General features: G+C 63.1%; 16 protein-coding genes and 1 tRNA gene. 8 read left to right on the top strand and 9 right to left on the bottom strand.

What is annotated here, in order from left to right:
- Positions 1-3: 3 nt before the first annotated feature.
- Complete coding sequence (locus AC0L2L_RS06780) at positions 4-969, bottom strand: DUF2182 domain-containing protein (RefSeq protein ID WP_473577032.1); 966 nt, start codon at positions 967-969, stop codon at positions 4-6.
- Between the two features lie 14 nt (positions 970-983).
- Here AC0L2L_RS06780 and AC0L2L_RS06775 point away from each other — a divergent pair, with 14 nt between their 5' ends.
- Together AC0L2L_RS06775 and hspQ are read left to right on the top strand one after the other, a co-directional pair.
- Positions 984-2,195, top strand: coding sequence for a UbiH/UbiF family hydroxylase (locus AC0L2L_RS06775; RefSeq protein WP_473577031.1), 1,212 nt, complete (start codon positions 984-986; stop codon positions 2,193-2,195).
- 211 nt (positions 2,196-2,406) lie between these two features.
- Positions 2,407-2,730, top strand: a complete 324-nt coding sequence (gene hspQ / locus AC0L2L_RS06770) for a heat shock protein HspQ (RefSeq protein WP_027169387.1) — start codon at positions 2,407-2,409, stop codon at positions 2,728-2,730.
- A gap of 92 nt (positions 2,731-2,822) precedes the next feature.
- Here the strand turns inward: hspQ and AC0L2L_RS06765 are convergent, their stop codons facing one another.
- The gene (locus AC0L2L_RS06765) at positions 2,823-3,443 is read right to left on the bottom strand and encodes an invasion associated locus B family protein (RefSeq protein ID WP_473577030.1); all 621 of its coding nucleotides are present in this window, start codon (positions 3,441-3,443) and stop codon (positions 2,823-2,825) included.
- A 292-nt stretch (positions 3,444-3,735) separates the two neighbouring features.
- On the opposite strand from AC0L2L_RS06765, the gene AC0L2L_RS06760 reads away from it, so the two are divergent.
- From AC0L2L_RS06760 to mgtE, 5 genes are all read left to right on the top strand, one after another.
- The gene (locus AC0L2L_RS06760) at positions 3,736-5,556 is read left to right on the top strand and encodes an extracellular solute-binding protein (protein WP_473577028.1); all 1,821 of its coding nucleotides are present in this window, start codon (positions 3,736-3,738) and stop codon (positions 5,554-5,556) included.
- A gap of 100 nt (positions 5,557-5,656) precedes the next feature.
- Positions 5,657-6,334 (top strand): DsbA family oxidoreductase, encoded by a 678-nt coding sequence (locus tag AC0L2L_RS06755; RefSeq protein ID WP_473577027.1) that lies wholly within the window; start codon positions 5,657-5,659, stop codon positions 6,332-6,334.
- A gap of 383 nt (positions 6,335-6,717) precedes the next feature.
- The gene (locus AC0L2L_RS06750) at positions 6,718-7,119 is read left to right on the top strand and encodes a DUF6252 domain-containing protein (RefSeq protein WP_473577025.1); all 402 of its coding nucleotides are present in this window, start codon (positions 6,718-6,720) and stop codon (positions 7,117-7,119) included.
- A gap of 357 nt (positions 7,120-7,476) precedes the next feature.
- Positions 7,477-9,369: an ABC transporter ATP-binding protein/permease gene (locus AC0L2L_RS06745; protein ID WP_473577024.1), complete on the top strand. Its 1,893-nt coding sequence runs from the start codon at positions 7,477-7,479 to the stop codon at positions 9,367-9,369.
- A gap of 280 nt (positions 9,370-9,649) precedes the next feature.
- On the top strand, positions 9,650-11,014 hold the full coding sequence (gene mgtE, locus AC0L2L_RS06740) for a magnesium transporter (protein WP_473577022.1): 1,365 nt from the start codon (positions 9,650-9,652) through the stop codon (positions 11,012-11,014).
- A gap of 153 nt (positions 11,015-11,167) precedes the next feature.
- On the opposite strand, the gene gor is transcribed toward mgtE, so the two are convergent.
- From gor to rpiA, 3 genes are all read right to left on the bottom strand, one after another.
- Positions 11,168-12,556, bottom strand: coding sequence for a glutathione-disulfide reductase (gene gor / locus AC0L2L_RS06735; RefSeq protein ID WP_473577020.1), 1,389 nt, complete (start codon positions 12,554-12,556; stop codon positions 11,168-11,170).
- Positions 12,557-12,674: 118 nt separating this feature from the next.
- Positions 12,675-13,274: a DUF2059 domain-containing protein gene (locus AC0L2L_RS06730; RefSeq protein ID WP_473577019.1), complete on the bottom strand. Its 600-nt coding sequence runs from the start codon at positions 13,272-13,274 to the stop codon at positions 12,675-12,677.
- Positions 13,275-13,295: 21 nt separating this feature from the next.
- On the bottom strand, positions 13,296-13,991 hold the full coding sequence (gene rpiA, locus AC0L2L_RS06725) for a ribose-5-phosphate isomerase RpiA (RefSeq protein ID WP_473577018.1): 696 nt from the start codon (positions 13,989-13,991) through the stop codon (positions 13,296-13,298).
- A gap of 262 nt (positions 13,992-14,253) precedes the next feature.
- Here rpiA and AC0L2L_RS06720 point away from each other — a divergent pair, with 262 nt between their 5' ends.
- Positions 14,254-14,934, top strand: a complete 681-nt coding sequence (locus AC0L2L_RS06720) for a phosphoglycolate phosphatase (RefSeq protein WP_473577016.1) — start codon at positions 14,254-14,256, stop codon at positions 14,932-14,934.
- A 66-nt stretch (positions 14,935-15,000) separates the two neighbouring features.
- Here AC0L2L_RS06720 and AC0L2L_RS06715 read toward each other — a convergent pair.
- From AC0L2L_RS06715 to AC0L2L_RS06700, 4 genes are all read right to left on the bottom strand, one after another.
- Positions 15,001-15,075: transfer RNA gene (locus AC0L2L_RS06715), tRNA-Val, on the bottom strand.
- Between the two features lie 110 nt (positions 15,076-15,185).
- Entirely contained in the window at positions 15,186-15,356 is a 171-nt protein-coding gene (locus AC0L2L_RS06710) for a hypothetical protein (protein WP_473577014.1), read from the bottom strand.
- A 100-nt stretch (positions 15,357-15,456) separates the two neighbouring features.
- The gene (locus AC0L2L_RS06705; protein ID WP_473577013.1) at positions 15,457-16,911 is read right to left on the bottom strand and encodes an MBL fold metallo-hydrolase; all 1,455 of its coding nucleotides are present in this window, start codon (positions 16,909-16,911) and stop codon (positions 15,457-15,459) included.
- A 61-nt stretch (positions 16,912-16,972) separates the two neighbouring features.
- Positions 16,973-20,641 carry a S8 family serine peptidase gene (locus tag AC0L2L_RS06700; protein WP_473577012.1) on the bottom strand — a complete coding sequence of 1,223 codons (3,669 nt, stop codon included), beginning with the start codon at positions 20,639-20,641 and terminating at the stop codon, positions 16,973-16,975.
- Positions 20,642-20,667 lie beyond the last annotated feature (26 nt).

The following is a 20,667-nucleotide window of genomic DNA, read 5'->3' as shown; positions in this document are numbered from 1 at the left end:
AAACTAATAGCAGGGCAGCCGCCCACACAAGAGTATCGCACCGGCAACCCGGCTGGCCACCCAGCCGGTGGTCTGTTTTTCGATCAGGGTGAACAGGCCGATCAGAGCCATCCAGAAGACGTTCATCGCGCCGACGGCAAACATCACCAGCATCAGCGCCCAGCAGCAACCGAGACACCAGGCGCCCTGCTCCAGCCCCAAACGGAAGATGCGGCCCGGCTTCGCGCTCCAGTTGGCGAACAGGATTGAGAACGGGTTGCGGCATTTTTCCAGGCATGCCTGTTTCAGGCCGCTGAATTGATAGAGGCCGGCGACGAGCAGCGCGGCGGCGCCGGCAAGGCCAACGGCGGGATCGAGCATCTGTCCGGAATTGGCAAAGGCGTAGATCGCAAGCGTCAACACGGTGAAAGCCGCCGATGCGCCAAGCCATGTGGTGAGGTACCCGCCGACAAGCACCAGCGGGTGAACGGCCGGCTCGCCTTTGATCTTCGCCGTGTCGGCGATTTCGCAATAGGTGCGGATCAACGGCGCCGCCGAAGGCAGCATCGTCGCCACGGCCATCAGAAACCACATCACCACAAGCGCCGGCGCCTGCAGGCCGGCCGGGTCGGAAAGCGGTGCCGGCGCAAGGCAGAGAGCGAAGAACCGGTCCAGAAAATCCGGCAAAGGCGGGCTCGGCAGATTTTTGAGCAGCACGTCGCCGGGTGCCCCGACAAGGCTGCTTTCAGCCCCGCGGATCGCCATCGCGCCGAGAAGGAACCACGCAAGGGCGACGGCAATACAGATCGTGAGCATGACGGCGAGACGCGGGCTGCGCGCCACGCCCGCCGTCGCGCGGCCGGCGCGGTCGAGATGGCTGAAATCGTGCTCCTGGCCGCTCATGGCAATCGAATGGGCTGAATCGCCGCGTTGATCAAGCCGGCTGATCTGACCTATATCCAGATAAAGGCCCGACGGGTCGCCTCCCATTGTGGAAGCCTGGTGTGGAACACAACGACAAAGCCCGCATTCTGGTTGCCGGCAGTGGTCCCGCCGGCCTGATCGCTGCGCTCGGCTTCGCCGAGGCCGGCTTTGACGTGACGCTGGTCGGCCCGGAAGCCAACGGTGCCGACGGCCGTACCACGGCTCTCATGAATCCGGCGCTGAAAGTTCTCGACCGGCTGGGCGTTCTTGGCGAACTGACACCACAGGCCGCGGCGCTCAAGGTGATGCGCATCGTCGACGCTACCCGGCGGCTGATCCGCAGTCCAACCGTGACCTTTCGCGCCAGCGAGATCGGCGAGGAACAGTTCGGGCTCAATCTGCCGAATAAGGTTCTTATCCCTATCCTCGCCCAGGCCGTTTCATCTCATGGCGGCATTCAATGGCTGAAATCGATCGTCGAGTCATGGCGCCTTGACGCCGACCAGGCCCATGCCCGGCTGACCGATGGCAGCGAAATCTCGGCGTGTCTGGCAGTCGCCGCCGACGGACGCCTGTCTCCGGCACGGGAGGCCGCCGGCATTCGCGCCTCCGCCCGGCCCTATCTGCAATCGGCGCTTGTCCTCAATTTCGGCCACCGCAGCGAGCACGGTTTCGTTTCGACCGAGTTCCACACCGAAACAGGACCGTTCACGCAGGTGCCGCTGCCCGGCAGGCGCTCGAGCCTTGTCTGGGTGGTCAAGCCTGAGACGGCAAAAGAGCTTGCGTCACTCGACGACGCAACTCTGTCGGCGCGTATCGAGGAGCAGATGCAATCGATGCTTGGCCGGGTCTCGGTCGAGCCGGGCCGCCAAGTCTATCCTTTGTCGTCGGCCTCGCCCGGCCGCTTTGCGCAAAATCGCGTCGCGCTTGTCGGCGAGGCGGCGCATGTGTTTCCGCCAATCGGCGCCCAAGGCCTCAACCTTGGCATCAGGGACATCGACGATCTGATTGGAATCGCCGGCGAAAACCGCGACGATCCAGGGTCGCGCAGGGCTCTCGCCGCCTATGACATCAGGCGCCGGCCCGACATATGGGCACGCAGCGGAGCGGTGAACCTGCTTAACATGTCGCTGCTGTCCGACATGCTGCCGGCCCAGCTAGCGCGTAGCGCCGGCCTCACCGCGCTGGGCGGCTTCGCGCCGCTGCGCGCCTTCTTCATGCGCGAGGGACTACGGCCCGGCAGCGGTTTTCGCGCGATTGCCGGCGGCCTGCGCAAACAGCCCGGACGTTAATTTTGAGCAACTCCAGGAAAACTGCGCCGCGACGAAACCTTACGCCCAGCCACCCGTAGCTAGCAGCATAGGGCTGCGGCATTGATTTGACGCCGCGTCTGCGCCAAATAGGCAACAGCCGAAAGTCGGGGTCGATTTTTGGCAGCGCAGCGCGTAATTTCAAGATGTTAGGGGCGTTTTGCGTCGAGCAAGGAGCCCGATGGTGAGTGCGATGAAAACGGCCAAGTTCTCGATTGGGCAAGTGGTTCGCCATCGGCTATTTCCGTTCCGCGGCGTGATCTTCGACGTCGATCCCGAGTTCGCCAACACCGAGGAATGGTACGAAGCTATTCCCGCCGACGTTCGCCCGCGCAGGGATCAGCCTTTCTATCATCTTCTGGCGGAGAATTCGGACACCGAATACGTCGCCTATGTGTCCGAGCAGAACCTGCTCGAGGATCGGTCGGGCGAGCCGGTGCGGCATCCGCAGATCGGCGAGATGTTCGACAAGCTGCCGGACGGCCGCTACGAGCCGAAACGCCACTCGAAGCATTGAAGCGCGGAGGCTCGGCAACTTCGCCATACAGTGGCGACAACAAAAAAAGCGGGGCGAATTGCCCCGCTTTTTTTCCGAGAAACGCTCGTCAATCAGTTCGCGGTCTTGGCCTTGTCCTGCTCATCCTTGAGCTTCTTGGCGAAGTCCTGGTTGTTCTTGGCAACGAAGTCCTGCAGCTTCTTCTGCCGGTCCTCGATGTCCGACTGCTGGAGCGGCGGGCCATCATAGGCGCCGCTGAAGCCGGTGAGCGCGATCTTGATCGGGTTCGGCTGGTTCTGGAAGTTGATCGACGTGAGCGTGATCCCCTGCCCCTTCTTGAAGGAGGCGACGAGCTGGTCGCTCAGCGGCACTTCCGCCACGCAGCGGTCGGGGAAGCAGATCACATAGTCGAGCTTCTGCGCCTTGCCGGTATCGATCTGCAGGGCGATGCCCGGAGGAACGAGGCGGCCGGTCGGAACCGTGACCTGGAAGACCTTGCGGTTCACCTTGCCCTTGAGTTCGATCAGGCTGACGCCGGTGACGAGCTGGCCGTTGCCCGCGGTGACGATGTTCTGCACATTGCAGATGTCGACGTCTTCCTGCTTGGTGCAGGCCTTGAACCAGCCCTGTGGGATCTGCGGCTGCTGTTGAGCCGAGGCGGTGAAAAGCCCGGCGCCCAGAACGCCGACCACGCCTGCGGCCAGCACCGAAAGGCGGTACGCGTTGATCGTCATATGGTGCACTTCCTCTCAAATGATCCCGGGGACCGGCTTCTTCGTGCCGTGGTACAGCTACCTGTTGCCCAAATGAGGCAACAGGATGACTTCGGAGCGCGTGTTACACTGCCAGCGGCGTCGAATCCAGCCCGGTTTCCGCGATTTCTCGTGGTTTCGTGCCCCACGGGCGAGCATCGATTGGCCGATGGAGCGGCAGAACCCGATTCCCATCGGCGCGCCGATTCAATCGGGTAACGAAATGCTCTAGGGTGCGTGGCGAATCACAAAACCGCCCGGCAAGGAGACGGTCATGGACCGCATTCTCGTTCGGCTGATCGCCGCGACCTCGTTTCTGGCCTTTACGCTCCTTCCGGCACAGTCGGAGCCGAAGCACGGCATAGCCATGCAAGGCGAGCCGGCGCTGCCGCCCGATTACCAGCATTTCGACTACGTCAATCCGGACGCGCCGAAAGGCGGAAACGTCACCTATTGCGTCGTCGGCTCCTTCGACAACCTCAACCCGTTCATCCTGAAAAGCCTGCGCACCACGGCGCGCGGCATGATCGATACTGTTTACGGCAATCTGGTCTTCGAGCCGCTGATGCAGCGCAATTATAACGAGCCCTTCAGCCTTTACGGACTGCTTGCCGACAGCGCCGACATGGATCCGGAGCGCAAGAGCATCGAGTTCCATCTCAATCCCAAAGCCAAATGGTCGGACGGCCAGCCGGTGACGCCGGAGGACGTGCTGTTCACCTATGACGTTTTCAAGGACAAGGGCCGCCCGCCCTACAGCGATCGCATGAGCATGATCGCCAAGCTGGAGAAGACCGGCGACCACAGCGTGAAATTTACCTTCAACGACAAGGCCAATCGAGAATTCCCGCTGATCGTGGCGCTGACGCCGATCGTCCCCAAGCACGCATTCGACAAGGACACTTTCGACAAGACCACGCTGAAGCCGCTGATCGGCAGCGGCCCCTACACCGTGGACAAGGTGCAGCCCGGGCAGCGCATCGTCTTCAAGCGTAACCCGGACTATTGGGGCAAGGACGTCCCGTCGAAGCGCGGCTTCGATAATTTCGACCGGATCACCATCGAGTATTTTCTCAACGCCAACGCCAGGACGGAAGCGTTCAAGAAGGGCATCTGCGCCCTCGATGACGAGGCCGATCCGGTCAAGCGCGACCGCGATGTCGACTTTCCGGCCTTTCGCAAGGGTGACGTGAAGCAGGAATACTTCGACACCGGCATTCCGCCGGTGGTGACCGGCTTCTTGTTCAACACCAGGCTGCCGAAGTTTTCCAACCCAATCGTGCGGCGCGCGCTAGGCATGCTCTACGACTTCGAGTGGGCGAACAAGAACCTGTTCGCCGGCAAGTTCAACCGCACCGCCAGCTATTGGCAAAATTCCGAGTTGTCCGCGCTCGGCCATCCGGCTGACGATCGCGAAAAGGCGCTGCTGGCCCCCTATCCAGGCCGCGTGCCGCCGGATGTGATGGACGGCACCTGGCGCCCGCCCGTGACCGACGGTTCGGGTCAGGATCGCAAGGTGCTGCGAGCAGCTTTCGAGCTCCTGAGAGGTGCCGGCTATCACGTGGAAGGCGGCCGGATGCTTGATCCCCAGGGCAATCTTTTCGGCTTCGAGATCATGACGTCATCGCAGGACGAGGAGCGGCTTGCGGCCCTCTATCAACGCACACTGGAGAAGCTCGGCATCGATGTCACCATCCGCAGTCTCGACGGCGACCAGATCCAGTCGCGCAAGCAGCGGTTCGACTTCGAGGTCCTGATCGGCACAAGCGGCTTCAACAATTCGCTGTCGCCAGGCAGCGAGCAGGTTGGGCGCTGGGGATCTGCCGCGGCCAGGCATGAAGGTTCGTTCAACCTGGCCGGCGTCGCCGATCCGGCGGTCGACGCGGCGATCGACGCGATGCTGAATGCGCGCGCCAAGGACGACTACGTCGCTGCCGTCCGTGTTCTCGACCGGTTGCTGATCTCAGGCAACTACATCGTGCCGATGCAATACAACACCCAGCAATGGCTCGCTTACTGGAGTTATCTGGAACATCCGCAAAAGACCCCCATATTCGGCTATCAGCTGCCGGCATGGTGGCGAAAGCCCAACTGACGCCAGAGCATGATGCCGAAAAGTGTGAGCGGTTTTCGGACGACATCATGCTCTCTTTGATTGAGAGCCCAACCCGATCGGGACCAGACAGGAGACGAGCATGAGCGCCGAGAACTCCATCACCATCGATGTGGTGTCCGACGTCGTCTGCCCCTGGTGTTTCATCGGCCAGAAGCGGCTGGACAAGGCCATCGCCGCAACCGGCGTCGAAGTCCAGGTCCGTTGGCGGCCATTCCAGCTCGATCCGACCATCCCGCCGGGCGGCATGGATCGCCGCCAATACATGCTCGGCAAGTTCGGCAGCGAGGAACGCATCCAACAGATCCACGCGCGCATCGAACCGCTCGGCGAAGCCGAGGGAATCCATTTTGCGTTCTCCGCCATCAAGATCGCCGCCAACACGCTGGACGCCCATCGCGTCATCCGCTGGGCCGGCGCCGCGGGTGAAGACGTCCAGAACCGGCTGGTCCGCCGCCTGTTCCAGTTGAATTTCGAGGAAGGCGCCAATCTCGGTGACCATGCCGTGCTGGCGAAAGCCGCCGGCGAAGCCGGCATGGATGCATCGGTGGTCGAGACGCTGCTGCCGACCGACGCCGATGTCGACGCCGTCCGCAACGAGATCGCCACCGCCTCGCGCATGGGCATCACCGGCGTGCCCTGCTTCCTGCTTGAGGGCAAATATGCCGTCATGGGCGCGCAGGATGCCGACACGCTTGCCGACGCCATCCGCCAGGTCGCCCAGGCCAAGGCGCGCGGCGAGCTGGAAACCACAGGCTGAGCCGGAGTTACTTCGCGATCGCCCTGGCCGCCCGGCGAATTTCACCCTCGGCGGCAGCGCTGCCAATCCGGTCTGTCCACGCTGGTGAAACACGATCTGGTGAATCGCCTTCGACGCAGCGCTGATCTAGAGCAATTCCAGGAAAAGTGTGAGCGGTTAAGTTCGGCGTCTTCGCTGTAACCTTCCGTCCGGAATTGCGTCAGAACAAAGAGATGGAGCGGTTCGTCGTTTCCGTGAAACGGTGAAACGCTCTAGAGTTGGCAAGGCTGATTTAAGGGCAAGGGCATATGGCAGTCAGGCGTTGCGCATTGCTGCTGCTGTCTTTGCCTTTCGCCCTGGCGCTCCCATTGTCATTGCAACGCGTGTCCGCCGAGGAAGCCGTCATGTCGGCGACCCTCGACGGCAACCCGTGGACGGCGTCTTTCACCTTGGCCCAGACGATGCAAATGGCCGGCAAGCCGGTCTTGAACTTGTCAGGGACCGAGCAGGGCTCGCCGACCGGGACCTTCAATTCGATGCTGGAGCTGAAGGATCCGAACGACCTTTTCGGCAGCTATTCGCTCAAGGCCGGCTCCCTCGCGAACAGCGCCAACTTCAACCTTCTCGATTCCGGCGCCATGGTCGGCCATGTCCGCTTCAGCAGCGGCGAGATCGTCATCGACAAATACGACGCCGACAGCAAGACGATTTCGGGCCATTTCAGCGCCTCCGGAAAAGACGAATCGGGCAAGCCTGAAGCGCTCACGGACGGTAGATTTTCGGGCATTCCGGTCACCGCGCAGTAGCCATTTCCGCTGACCGACACGTCTTTCCCGTTCACAAACCCGTGTTTTCCGCTTCCCCAAGGGAAGCTTTCCGCCGGCTGGCGCAAGCACGTTTAACGGTCTGGAATAAAAGGCGAAATCCGCGCGATCGGCGGTCCCTCCGCACAGGCTTTCTGTTGCTCTCGCGCCACGGCAGGTAACCCTCTTCACATTCACCGGTAGAAAATTAATGGAAAATGATCAATTGGTGTTACTCTATGTAACAAAACTAAAAAAGGTTTGGGCGGGATCGTGATTGGGGTCGGTAGACCGCGACGTACAGTACCGGAGCAAACATCCAACGAGGCAAAGACCTCGTTTCTGACACCGGTATCGTCGATGCGTACATTCTGGGGGCTGATGCGAGCCTACTGGTTGTCCGACCGGTGGAAGGAAGCCTGGACGCTTACCATCGTCATCGCACTGCTGACGGCGTTATCCAGCAAGGCTGGCGTCTGGTTTGCGATGGCGTTGGGCGAGTTGGGCAATTCGATCGCCTTCCTCCATGATGCCGCAAACCCTCACCCGCTGCAGACCATCCTGACCAATGCCGGAATATTGGTGCTGCTGGTGGCGCTCAAAGATGCCGGCTTCACCGGCGTGCGCAATCTCGTTTCAACGACTCTGCACCGCAAGTGGCGGGGCTGGCTGAACGGCCAGTTCAACCAAGCCCTGCTCGATGACAACCACACCCATTTCCATGCCCAGCATGGTTCGCCCGTGGGCGGCATTGTCGCTCCGGACAACATCGACCAGCGCATCCAGGAATCGATCAAGGACATGACCGGCGGCGCCATCGGGCTCGCCATGGGTGTCCTTGGCGTGGCGACTTCGCTCTATTTCATCGGCGAAAACCTGATTGGGTCCTCGGTCGAGGTCAAGGGCCTGGAATTCCTTGGCAGCTACGGCACCGCGGTGCTGGCTTTCCTTGCCGTCGCCGTCTACGTGCCGCTGAACACCTGGATCGCGGTCAAGCTCGGGCGCCTGCTGGAGCGGCTCAATGTCCGCATGCAGCAGGCCGAGGGCAGCTACCGCAGCGAACTGACGACATTCCTGCGCCGCAGCTTCCACGTCGCCGCGTCGCATGGCGAGGGCGTGCAAAAGTCGATGCATGACCGGCTCTATGTCGATATCGACAAAACATGGGGGCGGCTCAATGTCGTCAACACCAGCTACGCGTCGTTCGAGCTGATCTACAATTTCGTCGGCGCCCGTATTGTCGCCTACGCACCGGGCCTCGTGTCGTTCATCCACAACCGCCTCGACTACAAAGGCTACATCACCGGCTCCGAGATGGTCGCCCAGTTGATCAGCCATTGCTCGTGGTTCATACATGTGATGCCGGCGATCGCGACGCTCAGAGCCAACAGCCAGCGCGTGACCGAACTCGCCGACGCCATCGAGAACGTCCAGCACCCGCGGGAATTCTATCAGCAGACCGGCCGCTCCGACTTCGCCTATGCCACGCAGAACCCGGTATTCGGCCTGACCATTCAGAAGCTGGAACTGGCGCACCAGGGCGAGGACGCGACGCCCTTCCTCAGCGCCGCGAACCTGCGCTTCCGCCGTGGCGAATGGACCTTCCTCAAGGGCGAGTCCGGCTGCGGCAAGACCTCGCTGATCAAGGCGATCAACGGCCTGTGGCCTTATGGCCGTGGCACCATCGTATTCCCCGAGGGTGTGACGAATTTCTATGCCGCCCAGGAGGTCAAGCTGCAGCAGGTGTCGCTGAAGCAGCTCGTTTGCCTGCCGGGTTCCGAGAGCGATCACACCGACACGCAAGTCGCTGCCGCGTTGCACAAGGCCGGCCTCGGCGACTTCATCGAACACTTGGGCGACGAGAGCCGCGAAGGCAAGGTCTGGGACCAGGTGCTTTCCGGTGGCCAGAAGCAGAAGCTGGTGGTCGCGCGCATCATCCTGCAGCAGCCGGGACTGCTCTTCCTCGACGAGGCGACCGGCGCGCTCGATCCGGAGGGCAAGATAGCTTTCCACCAGGCGATCAAGGACAATTGTCCGAACGTCACCGTGATCAGCGTCATGCACGAGGCGGTGCCGCCGCGCTCGCTTTCCGGCGAGGAATTCTACCATAGCGTGGTCGCGATCGCCGACGGCGTCGCCACCAAGAAGCCGCTCGCCCCCAGCCTGCCGCGCGAGCTCACCACCATTCTCGCCCAGCCTCAGAGGCCGGTCGAGGACAAATGGCTGCGCTTCCGCCGGCTGAAGCAGAAATAGCAGTCATATCAAGCCTTTGACCGGCCGCGCTGGCTCAGCTCAGGCTGCCCTCGATCACAGTCTCGCGATCCGGCCTTCCCGCATTTGTTTTCAGCTCTCTTCGCGATTGACTCGCAAAAATGCGCGCCTATGTTGCGCCCGCTCGCAGAATTCAAAACTCGAACCCGGCGAGCAGAAAGGTCACCCGCCATGCCTGGCGACAGTCACAGTCGAACGCAACCGCCGTCCGCCCTGACGTGATCTGAAGGCTCACGTCCTGCCGGACGGCAAGGAGTGAGCCATGAACGAATTCGCACCCGTATTGGACGACGAGGCGGTCGCCGTCGCCCGTGTTCTTGCCAACGATCACGTCGCCGACGTCGTCGAGGCCCTCAACCGCGAGCCCCGCGAGACGGCCATCGAGCTGCTCTGCGCCGTGCCGTTCGAGCGGCTGGTCGAGCTTTTCGACCAGCCTGAACTCGAAGCAGCGCCTGAGCTGGCGGAAGCCCTGCCGCGTCCGAAGGCGAGCAAGCTTTTGACCGCCATGTCGGTAGACCGCGCGGCCGACATTCTGCGCGAGCTGGATGAACCGGCCCGCTCGGAGCTGCTCGGCGCGCTGGCCCCGCCGCTGCGCGCGACACTGCTTTCCATCCTGGGATATCCGGAGGGCAGCGCCGCGTCGATCATGACGACGGAATTCGTCAGCGTGCCCTCGGACTGGACCGTCGGGCGCACGCTCGACTACATCCGCAAGGTCGAGCGCACACGCGAAACCGTCTACGCCATCTACATCGTCGATCCGGAGACCCAGCTCCTGCTGCGCGCCACCGGATTGCGCCGGCTGATCACCGGCAATTCGGAAGATTCGATCCTGTCGGTGGCGCCCGATCGCACGCCGGTGACGGTTACGCCGCTCACCGATCGCGAGAACCTGGCGCAGACCATCTCCAAATACGATCTGCTCGCCCTGCCCGTGGTGGACCACGGCAAGATCCTCGGCATCGTCACCATCGATGACATCATCGACACGATGATCGAGGAGACGACCGAGGACGTGCATCGTTTCGGCGGCATGGAGGCGCTCGACGAGCCCTATATGAAGATGAGCTTCCTCGCCATGATCCAGAAACGAGCCGGCTGGCTCTGCGCGCTGTTCCTCAGCGAAATGCTGACGGCCAACGCCATGCAGAGCTACGAAAGCGAGCTGGAGAAGGCGATCGTGCTGACGCTGTTCATCCCGCTGATTATGAGCTCCGGCGGCAATTCCGGCTCGCAGGCGACCTCGCTGGTCATCCGCGCGCTGGCACTGCGCGAGATCGGCCTGCGCGACTGGTGGCGGGTGGCGCTGCGCGAGCTGCCGACCGGCCTGGTGCTGGGCTCGATCCTCGGTGTCGTCGGCATATACCGTATCGCGCTCTGGCAGTATTTCCGCTTTTACGACTACGGCCCGCACTGGATGCTGATCGCGGCAACGGTGGGAGCGGCGCTGGTCGGCATCGTCACCTTCGGCTCGCTGTCTGGATCGATGCTGCCTTTCGCCCTGAAGCGCGTTGGCTTTGACCCGGCGAGCGCCTCGGCGCCGTTTGTCGCCACCCTGGTCGATGTGACCGGGCTGGTCATCTATTTTTCGGTGGCGCTGGTGATCCTGCGCGGCACGCTGCTTTAACCTTGGACACCGTCGCCGGCCTTGCGGCGACGGTGTCCGGTCCACGGCCTAATGCATGTCGACCAGAAGTGTGCAGCGGTTCTGGGACAACGACATGCATCAAAACAAAGACTTAAAAGCGCGTCACCTGAATCCGTTTCAGCGCGACGCGCTTTAGACGCGTTCGCCGTTCTTCACGCGATAAGTCGGCTTGTACATGGTCACCAGTTCCTCGGCCGCCGTCGGGTGCACGGCCATGGTGCGGTCGAAATCGTCCTTGGTCAGTCCCGCCTTCAGCGGGATACCGAGAAGCTGCGCCATCTCGCCGGCGTCAGGCCCGAGGACATGGGCGCCGATTACCTTTCGGCTGGCGCCGTCGACCACCAGTTTTATCAGCATCTTCTCGTCGCGGCCCGACAGCGTGTGCCGCATTGGACGGAAGGATGCGCGATAGATCTCGACATCCGGATAGCGCTTGATCGCGTCGTCCTCCGACAGGCCGACGGTGCCGATCTCCGGCTGCGAGAACACCGCCGTCGGAATGGTGTCGTGATCCGGCGCCGTGGGATTGTCCTTGAAGGCAGTTTCGATGAAGCATATCGCCTCATGGATCGCGACCGGCGTCAGCTGGACGCGATGGGTGACGTCGCCGATCGCCCAGATATTATCGATGTTGGTGCGCGAATATTGATCGACCACGATCGCGCCCGTCTTGCCGAGTTCGATGCCGACGCCTTCGAGTCCCATATTTTCCGTGTTGGGGATGCGACCGATCGCCAGCATCACTTGGTCGGCCGTCAGTGTCTGTCCGGTGTTGAGCTGCACGTCCAGTCTGCCCTCTGCTGTCTTGCGCACAGATTCCGAAACCGCATGGCAGAGAATCCTGATCCCCTTCTTCTCCATCGTTTCGTGCAGAGAGCGGCGCAGATCAATGTCGAAGCGGCTGAGGATCTCCTGGCCGCGATAAACCAGCGTGGTCTCGACGCCCAGGCCATGGAAGATGTTGGCGAACTCGACGGCGATGTAGCCGCCGCCTTCGATCACGATCGCTTTCGGCAGTTCCTTGAGATCGAAAGCCTCGTTGGAGAAGATGCAATATTCATGGCCGCTCAGCGCGGGATGCGGCGCCGGCCGGCCGCCGGTCGCGATCAGGATCTGGTCGGCACTGACGGTGCGGTCTTCGGCAACCAGATAGATGGAATGCCGATCGACCAGCACGGCACGCGAGTGAAAAGTCTCGCCGCCTGAGCCCTCGACGTTCCTCTTGTAGATCGCTTCGAGCCGCGCGATCTCCTTGTCCTTGTTGGCGACCAGCGTCGGCCAGTCGAAGCTCGCCTCGGGCACCGTCCAGCCATAGCCGGCCGCGTCGGCGAAATGCTCGGGAAATTGCGAGGCATAGACATAGAGCTTCTTCGGCACGCAACCGCGGATGACGCAGGTGCCGCCGAAGCGGTATTCTTCTGCGATGGCGACGCGCTTGCCGAGCGCCGCCGCCACCCGGGCCGCCCTCACGCCACCGGAGCCGCCGCCGATGACGAACAGATCATAGTCATAACCGGCCATCGTAGGGGGCTCCTGAGGATGAGAAAGACGGGTCACAGGTAGGCCGCAAAGCGGCAAAAGAAAAGCCCGGGCAAACCCGGGCTTTGTGGTCCAGCGGCCGTCGGCCGATTGATGGAGATCAGTTCTGCGAATCGTCCGCCGGGGCCGAATTGTCGGCCGGTGCGGAACCATCCGCCGGCGCGGCGGCGTTCGGAGCCGGTGCTGCCGGCGCGGCGGCCTTGGCGGCGGCGGCGATCGTTTCGCCGACCTGCTGGGCGAGATCGCGGGCAACGCCATTCTGCCAGATGTCGGCGGCCTTCACGAGATCACGCGTCACCGCGGGGCCGTTGTCCAGCAGCTTCTTGCCGGCCTCCGAGCTGTAGAAAGCGGCGATGTCGTTGAGGTCCTTTTCGGAAAACACCTTGGCGTAGGCCATCGCGGCTTCCTTTTCGAGGTCGGCGCGCCGCGAAGCAAGGCCAATCGCCTTCTCGGACACGGTCTTGCCGATCAGCTCCTGCATATCGGGGTTCTTTTGGATGAGCTGCGCCTCGAGCGCGCCGGCCGCCTGCGGCAGGATGTTGTCGAACGAGTCCGTGGCATGGATCGCCGCGACGGCCGCGCGCGCGGCCTTCAGGTGCGATTCGCTGACATCCTGTGCAAACACCGGCGAGGACAGCGCAAGGACGGCCGAGGCCGCCAGAAGCATCGAAAGGCGGCGAACTCGTTTATGCAACATCATAGTCGGTAGAACTCCCTGGTTTCAGGCTGCATGGACGGTTTCGATACCGTCGCCGCCGGCGATGATGGCCGTTGACGCCAGCCCGATGAATAGACCGTGCTCGACGACGCCTGGAATGGCGAAGAGAGCATTCGATAGCGCTCTTGTATCCGGAATGCGGCCAAAAGATGCATCGAGGATAAAGTGGCCGCCGTCTGTAACAAATGGCTGGCTTCCCGTCATCCTCAATGTAACCGGGCCGGAAAGGCCGAGCTTTGCCACCGCGGCAGCGATCGCGATCTCTGTGGCGCGCAGGCCGAATTTGTTGACCTCGATCGGCAGCGGGAACCGGCCGAGGGTCCCGACCATCTTGGACTTGTCGGCAATGACGATCATGCGATCGGATGCCGCCGCGACGATCTTTTCGCGCAGCAGCGCGCCGCCGCCACCCTTGATCAGGGTCAGGGCCGGATCGACCTCGTCGGCGCCGTCGATGGTGAGGTCGAGCTCGGGTGTCTCGTCGAGCGTCGACAGCGGCACGCCGAGCTCGCGGCAGAGCGCCGCGGTGCGCTCGGAGGTCGGCACGCCGATGACCTTAAGACCGGTCGCGACCTTCTCGGCCAGCAGCCGCACGAATTCTTCCGCCGTGGTGCCGGTGCCGATACCGAGCCGCATGCCACTGCCGACATGGGTAAGCGCTGCCCGCGCGGCTTCGACCTTCAACTGCCTTGCATCCATGGGGAACCCCGATTTCGCCGGTTTCGCGCGCCTCCTAATGCATGTCGCCCAAAAGTGCGCAGCGGTTTTGGGAGAACGACATGCATCAAAACAAGGACCTAAAGCGCGTCGCTTGGATCCGTTTCAACGCGACGCGCTTTAGCATTTTTGCCTGTCCCGTCAAAGGCTCCCATCAAAGGCTCTGTGGACCGATCGAGGCTTCTTGCTTGAACCCGGGCCAGCCTGTATCGGCTGCGGCAACCCAATTGTTGCAGGATCGCCCATGACCCGCCCGATCATTGTCTTCGACCTCGACGGAACGCTGGTCGATACGGCGCCGGACCTGCTCGACAGCCTCAACCACAGCCTTGCGGCAAACGATCTGGCCGCTGTCGACGAGGCCGGCTTCAGGCGCTTCGTCGGCCATGGCGGCCGTGTCATGATCGAGCGCGCGCATGCCGCGCAGAACAAGGCCCTGGTGGCCGAGGAGCACGACCGGCTGCTGAAACTGTTCCTCGACCATTACACGCTGAACATTCCCGGCAAGTCCCGCCCCTACCCCGGGGTCATTGCCGCGCTCGACCGTTTTCAGGCCGCCGGCTATCTGATGGCGGTCTGCACCAACAAATACGAAGCCAACTCCGTGGCGCTGATCGGCGCTCTAGGCATGTCGAACTATTTTGCCGCGATCTGCGGCCAGGACACTTTCGCCTTTCGCAAGCCAGACCCGCGCCATCTCAACGAGACGATTAAACTGGCCGGCGGCGATCCTGACGACGCTCTAATGGTCGGCGATTCGCAGACCGACATCGACACCGCCAAGGCAGCCGGCATTCCGGTGGTCGCGGTCGATTTCGGCTACACCGACCGCCATGTGCGCGAATTCGAACCAACCCTGGTGATCTCGCATTTCGACACGCTGACGCCGGCACTGGCGGAACGGCTGATCGCGGCGGCGCGCTAGGCTTGCAAGCACTAAACAAAATTTGGTGGAACTCGTGAGATCATCCAACCTTTTCAGCAGGTTGGATGGTGGGCGATGCAGGGATTGAACCTGCGACCCCACCCGTGTGAAGGGTGTGCTCTCCCGCTGAGCTAATCGCCCGCTCGTCGCCCGAAGGCCAAGCGAGCCGCGATATAAGGGAGGCAGGCTCTCGAAGTCAAGGCGATCTGCCGACGATCTTCCAAAGCCGCCAAGCCTCGATCACGCGAGAGCTAAATCACCCCTCTGCGCACATTCATGCGCGTCACGGCGGTCACCAGAACAGCGCCTGTCATGAAATAGAGCGTGGCAACGATGTGGCCTTGGTGGAAATGCAGCCCGGCAAACAAAAGGGCCATGACCACGGCAAGGAAGGCGATGACGCGGGAGAATGCATCGGGCATGGGGCGACCTTGTGCAATGTGTTGAGTGGCCGCCCTCATTCAGCCGATCGCTCCATAGATCAGTTTTCGATTTTTCGCAAATCGGCTCGGTGACGAACTCTCAGGCCAGGTCCACCTCCACCCACAGCCCGCCCGGCCCGCGTGCCGCATCACGCGGCACACTGCGCACCGCCTGGATAGAACCGGACGGCGCGGCAAAGGCGGGCTTCCCTTTCTTATCGGCAAGCCACGCATCATCGGCGCGGATGACGCGGCCCTTGGTCTTTGTATCGAGCGCGGTCAGGATGCCGTCATATGGCATCTCGCCCCAATGCACTTTCAACGCGTCGACCTTGTTGGTGGGGATGAAGGCCGACAGGTCGGCGCTGGTCAGCAGATCGAACCCCTGTTTCTGCGGCGTGGCGTTCTGGCTGCCGTGATGGGCGACCTTGAGATAGACGGTGCGCGCCAGGAGATCGGCCGATGTGACGGTGCCCTGCCCCACCGGCCATTTCAGGTCCTTCCAGCTCAGCCAGTTGCCGATCTGGGCGTCACCCGGGAACAGCAGCACCCGGCCCGAGTCGACGAACTCGAAGGCAAGCACCAGGCTGGTGTTGTTGACGCCGCGGTCGAGCCGCAAGGCAAGGTCGGCGGCGATCCCCATCCAGTCGGCATCGACGCGCCGCCAGGACTGGTCGCGGTCTTCCATCGAGGCCGCGGCCGAAACCGGCCCGGAATAATGCTTGCGGACATAGGCTCCGATATCGATGGCCGGGTCGCTGCCCTTGTCGCCGTTCAGCGCCGCGGAAAGCGGCGTGCCGACATTGCTTTCGAACGGGCTGAGCTCGTCGACATAACCGGCGTCGGCTGCCTCGTTCATCCTGAGGCCGCTCGTCAGCGCCCGCGCGAACGGACCGCCGCTGGCCAGCGGGAACATCTCGCTCGCCTTTTCCTCCAGCCGAAGCGCCGCCTTGTCGCGCGGCGGGCCGAGCACATAGATCCGCAAGTTGGGCAATGCATCGATCGACACCGGCGGCCCGCCGGGCTCGAAATAGGTCGGTGACGGTTTTTGCGAAAGCCTGGCCGCCGCGTCGCGGGCCGAGCGCACCCGCTCGCCGGCGGCGCCGAACTGGAAGCCGAGCACCGATTGCAGACCGTCGCGGACGCCGGCCATGTAAGAGCTGAGCTGCTGCATGCCGTCGAGTTTTTGACCCACGCCTTGCAGCGCCGCGAGCGCCTGGCCCTTGAACTTGTCCAGTTCCACGGCCTCGGCGTCGGCGGGATTCTCGGTCCATGCCATCCAGACATCGGCGACGGCAAAGTCCTTGAAAAGGTCCTTTGCCGTCAGAAACCCGGAGACATGGTCCCAGTGTTCGTGGGTGACGACAAGAATGTCGATCTTGCCGCCGGTCTCTTTCTTGAGGTCGGCGACGATGTCGGCGACCAGCGCCGGGCCGCCGGCGATCGACACATGGATACCGCAGTCGATCAGCACGCGGAAAGGCTTTCCATCGGCCTTCTTGAACGTAAGCAGATGGCAATCGCCGATGCCCTGGCAGTAATGCCGAACGGTCACGGCCGATGCCTGTGTCGCCGTGGCAGTCGTTTTTGCCCGCCTTGTCCTCGTCACCGGCTTTCTAGACATGGTCGTCGTCCCCGTCGCTGGCATGCAGCAAGGCAAAGGGCTCCGACACCTCGCCGCCGAAATAGAGCGCTCTCAGCGGTGACAGGTAATTGGCCGCCATCGTCCCGGCCTGGCGCTTCTGCCGGTCGGCGCTGCCGGTGTTCTTGATGATCGAGTAGCGGATCTCCTCAAAGCCCTCGCGGGGGTCGATGATGATCGTGGCGCCGCCGCGGAACCAGAAGAACCCGTCGCCCTTGGCCATGCCCTGCGGCATCGCCGTGCCGTCGAGCGCGACCGGAATGCGCTGCTGGATGACGGCCACGACCTCGACGCGGAACGAGCCGTCCGGCTCGACGCGCCGCGTCGGGCGCACGCTGTAGATGTCGAAGGTCGTCTCGCCTTTCCTGGCCGCGTGCATAATCGTGCCGTCCTCATTGTAGCGCGGCAGATCGGGCAGCAGGCCGAACTGCTTGTAGACGTCCGGATTGGAAGCGAAGGCCTTGTGCATCGCCTTCCACAGCGCATAGCGGTTCCTGTCGTTGAGCGCGAAGATCTCGGCCCGCTTCAGTTTCTGGTTCCAGCCGAGGTCGATCTTGCTGAGCAGCCCCTCCAGCCAGGTCGGCGACGGGTCCTCGGGCGCGCTCCAGGCAAGCGTTTCTTCCGAGATGGTGCGAACATCGCGCGGCAGAAGCTTCCATTTGCGGAACGATTCCAGGAAGGCCAGGCGATAGTGGAGCGGATCGTCGGGGTAGGCGTCGCGATCGGCGGTGATCAGCGCGCGCAGATATTCGCCGAAGGTGATGTCGACCGCCGGGCAATAGTCGAGCGCGCGGATGCACATGGTCAGCATCTGCCTGGCGATCTTGGCGACCTCGTCGGTCAGGCGCTCGATCAGGCTAGGGTGCAAGGTTCCCGCCGGCAGGATGCCGGAGCCGCCGGTCGCAAGCTGGATCAAGTCGTCGGTCCGCCGATCGGTGATCGCGAGGAAGGCCTGGTAGACGGCGAAGACCAGGATCGAGCCGCGGTCATGGGCCTCGAAGGTCTTGTCGTAGTCGAGATCGGCCATGCCGGCGCCGCCATATTCGCGCAACGGCCCGGCCCGGCCGCTGCCTTCGCCGAACTGCTTGGCAACACCGGAAAGCAGCGAGGCGGCCGACAATTCGCCCCTCGCCTTGCCGATTTCGAAGCTGACCAGTTCCTTCAGCGTAAAATGCTGGAACAGCGCGACGATGTCGGCGAAAGCCTCGTGGAACGCCGGCACATCCGGATTGGACGCTTCCTGAAAGCGGCGATGCAGCCCGTCGAGCAGCGCGTGCGACATCTCATGCGCGACGATGTCGCTGGACAGGCACGAGAACACCGTCGTTCCAGGTGTGGTGACGTCGCCCTGGTTGCTGGTCGCCGGGAAATAGCCGAACAGCAGCGCCTTCTTTTCCGGGCTGTAATAGGCATTCTCGGCGCGCAGCGCATGCGGATAAATGCGCAGGCGCGGCACATAATGCGCCTTCACCGCCATGTCGCCGGTCCGGCCGGGAGCCTCGGCGTAGTGCGGCGCCCACAATGCGCGCCGGCCAAGCGCACGCTCGAAATGGCCGATCGTGGTCATGGCGACCGCGTAGACCATCTGCTGGTGGAATTTCGGATTGCCCTCCGAAGGCGGCAGGCCGTCCTGCGCCAGGAGCACTTTGTCGTTCAGGTCGACCGGGTCGTAGACGCGGTCGGACGCGGGGTCGACATCGACCACCTCGAGATATTCGCCGATAGGACCGGGCAGCAGCGGCCTGTCTGTCGCAGGCTCGTCGTCCCATGGCACAGAAAGCGTCGCCTGGTAGACCGAGACCGAATCCAGCCGCTTGGCCACCGACGGATCGAGGGCGTAGATGCGCAAGCGCCGTTGCGGCGGCGGCAGCGGCCGCGGCTTGCGCTTGATGGCAGGCGCAGGCCCAGTGACCGGCGCGGGAACGGCCGCGCTGGCGCCTGGCCGGCCGAGCCAACCTTCCAGAAAGGCCTTGAGCGGCTTTGACGGGTTGCCCTGGTCGAGCGCCGCTTCGAGATAGCGGTTGCGTGCCGCGGCCGAGACCTTGTCCGGATCGCCATCCGGATCAGCGATCGCCTGTTCGATTGCCGCCGTTGCTTGCGCCATCTGCGTCAGTTCCAGCGCAAACATCATTCGCTGCCGAAGTGTCGCCGGCGGCGGCGGAGCCAACGAATTCCCTCCGGTCAAAAGCTCCAGCCAGCTCCACGTGTAGGTGGCGGGCACAAGCTTCGTGAGGCTTGCCGCCGCCGGCGGCGCAAAGTCCAGCGCATCAAGGGCGCGCAACACGCCCTGCCCGATCTTCTCCTTCGTCTGCGCCGCATTCATTTTGGCTGTCGATTTCGAGGCCTTGGCGAACAACGCCTTGCGTACCGCCTCGATGCGCATCCACGGTTGAGGATAGTTCTTCACCACGTCCCAATGCTCGGCCAGCCAGAGAGCGGCGGCGGCAGCGACCTGCGGGGTCGCGGCCGAAGTGCCGCTGCCGTCCATGTCGACGATCTTGCGACAATCGATCTCGGCCCAGGGAACGTTCGGCGTGTAGGCTCCGAGCGCGGTGTCCATCTTCGACGGCGGCCCGTAATTGCCTTGCATGGTGCCGAAATCGAGCCCCGTATAGGCGCGCCCGTCGCCCATCACGCCGCATGCCGCAAGCACCCGGTTGTAGCGCGCGGGATAGACGATGCTGCGCGGCGTGATGGCAAAATTGTTGCCCGCCGCCGTGACCATCACCAGGCCGTGCTCATAGGCAAGGTTGACGGCGTCGACCAGAGCCTGCGAAGTCAGACCGCCCATGCTCATCGACAACACTTGCGCGCCTTGCTGGCGTGCGTAGTCGATCCCTTGCACCATGGTGCCGGTGGTCAGCCGCACCACCCAGTCGGCGATCCGCACCGGCAGGATTTTCGCCAATGGCGCGCCGCCGACGAAATCGGTGAAGCCCGGCCAGTGCGGCGAGCTGCCGTCGAGCTTGTTGCCGGCAAGCAGGCTGAGCGTGCCGGTTCCATGGCCGCGGTTGCTGGTCAGCGTGCCGGCCGGAGCCCGGTCGGTCGCATCGTACGGACGGGTTCGATCGACGAAATTGCGCTGCCCCGCAAGCCCGGACGGAACGGTCTGGTGGCCGGGATCGAAACCAGTGTCGAGATGGGCAATGGTGATATTGGCCTGCTTGGCGCCGACCCTTTCGCGCGCCGCCTTGAACTGGCTGAAGTCCGGCGCGGCATTCCACGCGACCCGACCCGATACAGTTGCCTGCCCACCGCTCGAATCCTGTTCGTCAAAAGTGCATGCCGGAGCTGCGCTCGCCGCCATGCCGCGATCGCCGTCGCTGTCCTTGTAATCCCATTGCTGCACGATATCGGGCTCGACCGCGAGCACTTCCGCGCCCGCGGCTGACAAGGCCGGGTTCCGGGCGATAAGGTCGTGGGCGTGGTCCCAGGGATTGTCCGAATCGGCGGCATCCGCCGCCAACCGCAGCCAGGTGGCGCCGCGATCCCCGGCCGCGGCCGGACTTGCGCTGCCGGCCCCAGGCGGAAGAGTGAGGATCGGTTCGGCTTCGATCCCGCCAATCCGGGGCGGTCCGCCTCGCACCGAAAGCCCGGCGCCGTCGCCGCGAACCTTTACAAGGAGTCCCTTCGCGGCTGCCATGGCGTGCCCCTCACCATTTATCTTTA

It is taken from the genome of Mesorhizobium sp. WSM4832 (assembly GCF_055811115.1).
This window is presented reverse-complemented; position numbering and strand designations above follow the sequence as displayed.

Bases quoted from the DNA above. Each gene is read 5' to 3' on its own strand.
- AC0L2L_RS06720 (WP_473577016.1), top strand. From the start codon at position 14,254: ATGACCCGCCCGATCATTGTCTTCGACCTCGACGGAACGCTGGTCGAT.
- gor (WP_473577020.1), bottom strand. From the start codon at position 12,556: ATGGCCGGTTATGACTATGATCTGTTCGTCATCGGCGGCGGCTCCGGT.
- rpiA (WP_473577018.1), bottom strand. From the start codon at position 13,991: ATGGATGCAAGGCAGTTGAAGGTCGAAGCCGCGCGGGCAGCGCTTACC.
- mgtE (WP_473577022.1), top strand. From the start codon at position 9,650: ATGAACGAATTCGCACCCGTATTGGACGACGAGGCGGTCGCCGTCGCC.
- AC0L2L_RS06760 (WP_473577028.1), top strand. From the start codon at position 3,736: ATGGACCGCATTCTCGTTCGGCTGATCGCCGCGACCTCGTTTCTGGCC.
- AC0L2L_RS06700 (WP_473577012.1), bottom strand. From the start codon at position 20,641: ATGGCAGCCGCGAAGGGACTCCTTGTAAAGGTTCGCGGCGACGGCGCC.
- AC0L2L_RS06750 (WP_473577025.1), top strand. From the start codon at position 6,718: ATGTCGGCGACCCTCGACGGCAACCCGTGGACGGCGTCTTTCACCTTG.
- AC0L2L_RS06765 (WP_473577030.1), bottom strand. From the start codon at position 3,443: ATGACGATCAACGCGTACCGCCTTTCGGTGCTGGCCGCAGGCGTGGTC.
- AC0L2L_RS06745 (WP_473577024.1), top strand. From the start codon at position 7,477: ATGCGTACATTCTGGGGGCTGATGCGAGCCTACTGGTTGTCCGACCGG.
- hspQ (WP_027169387.1), top strand. From the start codon at position 2,407: ATGAAAACGGCCAAGTTCTCGATTGGGCAAGTGGTTCGCCATCGGCTA.
- AC0L2L_RS06730 (WP_473577019.1), bottom strand. From the start codon at position 13,274: ATGATGTTGCATAAACGAGTTCGCCGCCTTTCGATGCTTCTGGCGGCC.
- AC0L2L_RS06780 (WP_473577032.1), bottom strand. From the start codon at position 969: ATGGGAGGCGACCCGTCGGGCCTTTATCTGGATATAGGTCAGATCAGC.
- AC0L2L_RS06710 (WP_473577014.1), bottom strand. From the start codon at position 15,356: ATGCCCGATGCATTCTCCCGCGTCATCGCCTTCCTTGCCGTGGTCATG.
- AC0L2L_RS06755 (WP_473577027.1), top strand. From the start codon at position 5,657: ATGAGCGCCGAGAACTCCATCACCATCGATGTGGTGTCCGACGTCGTC.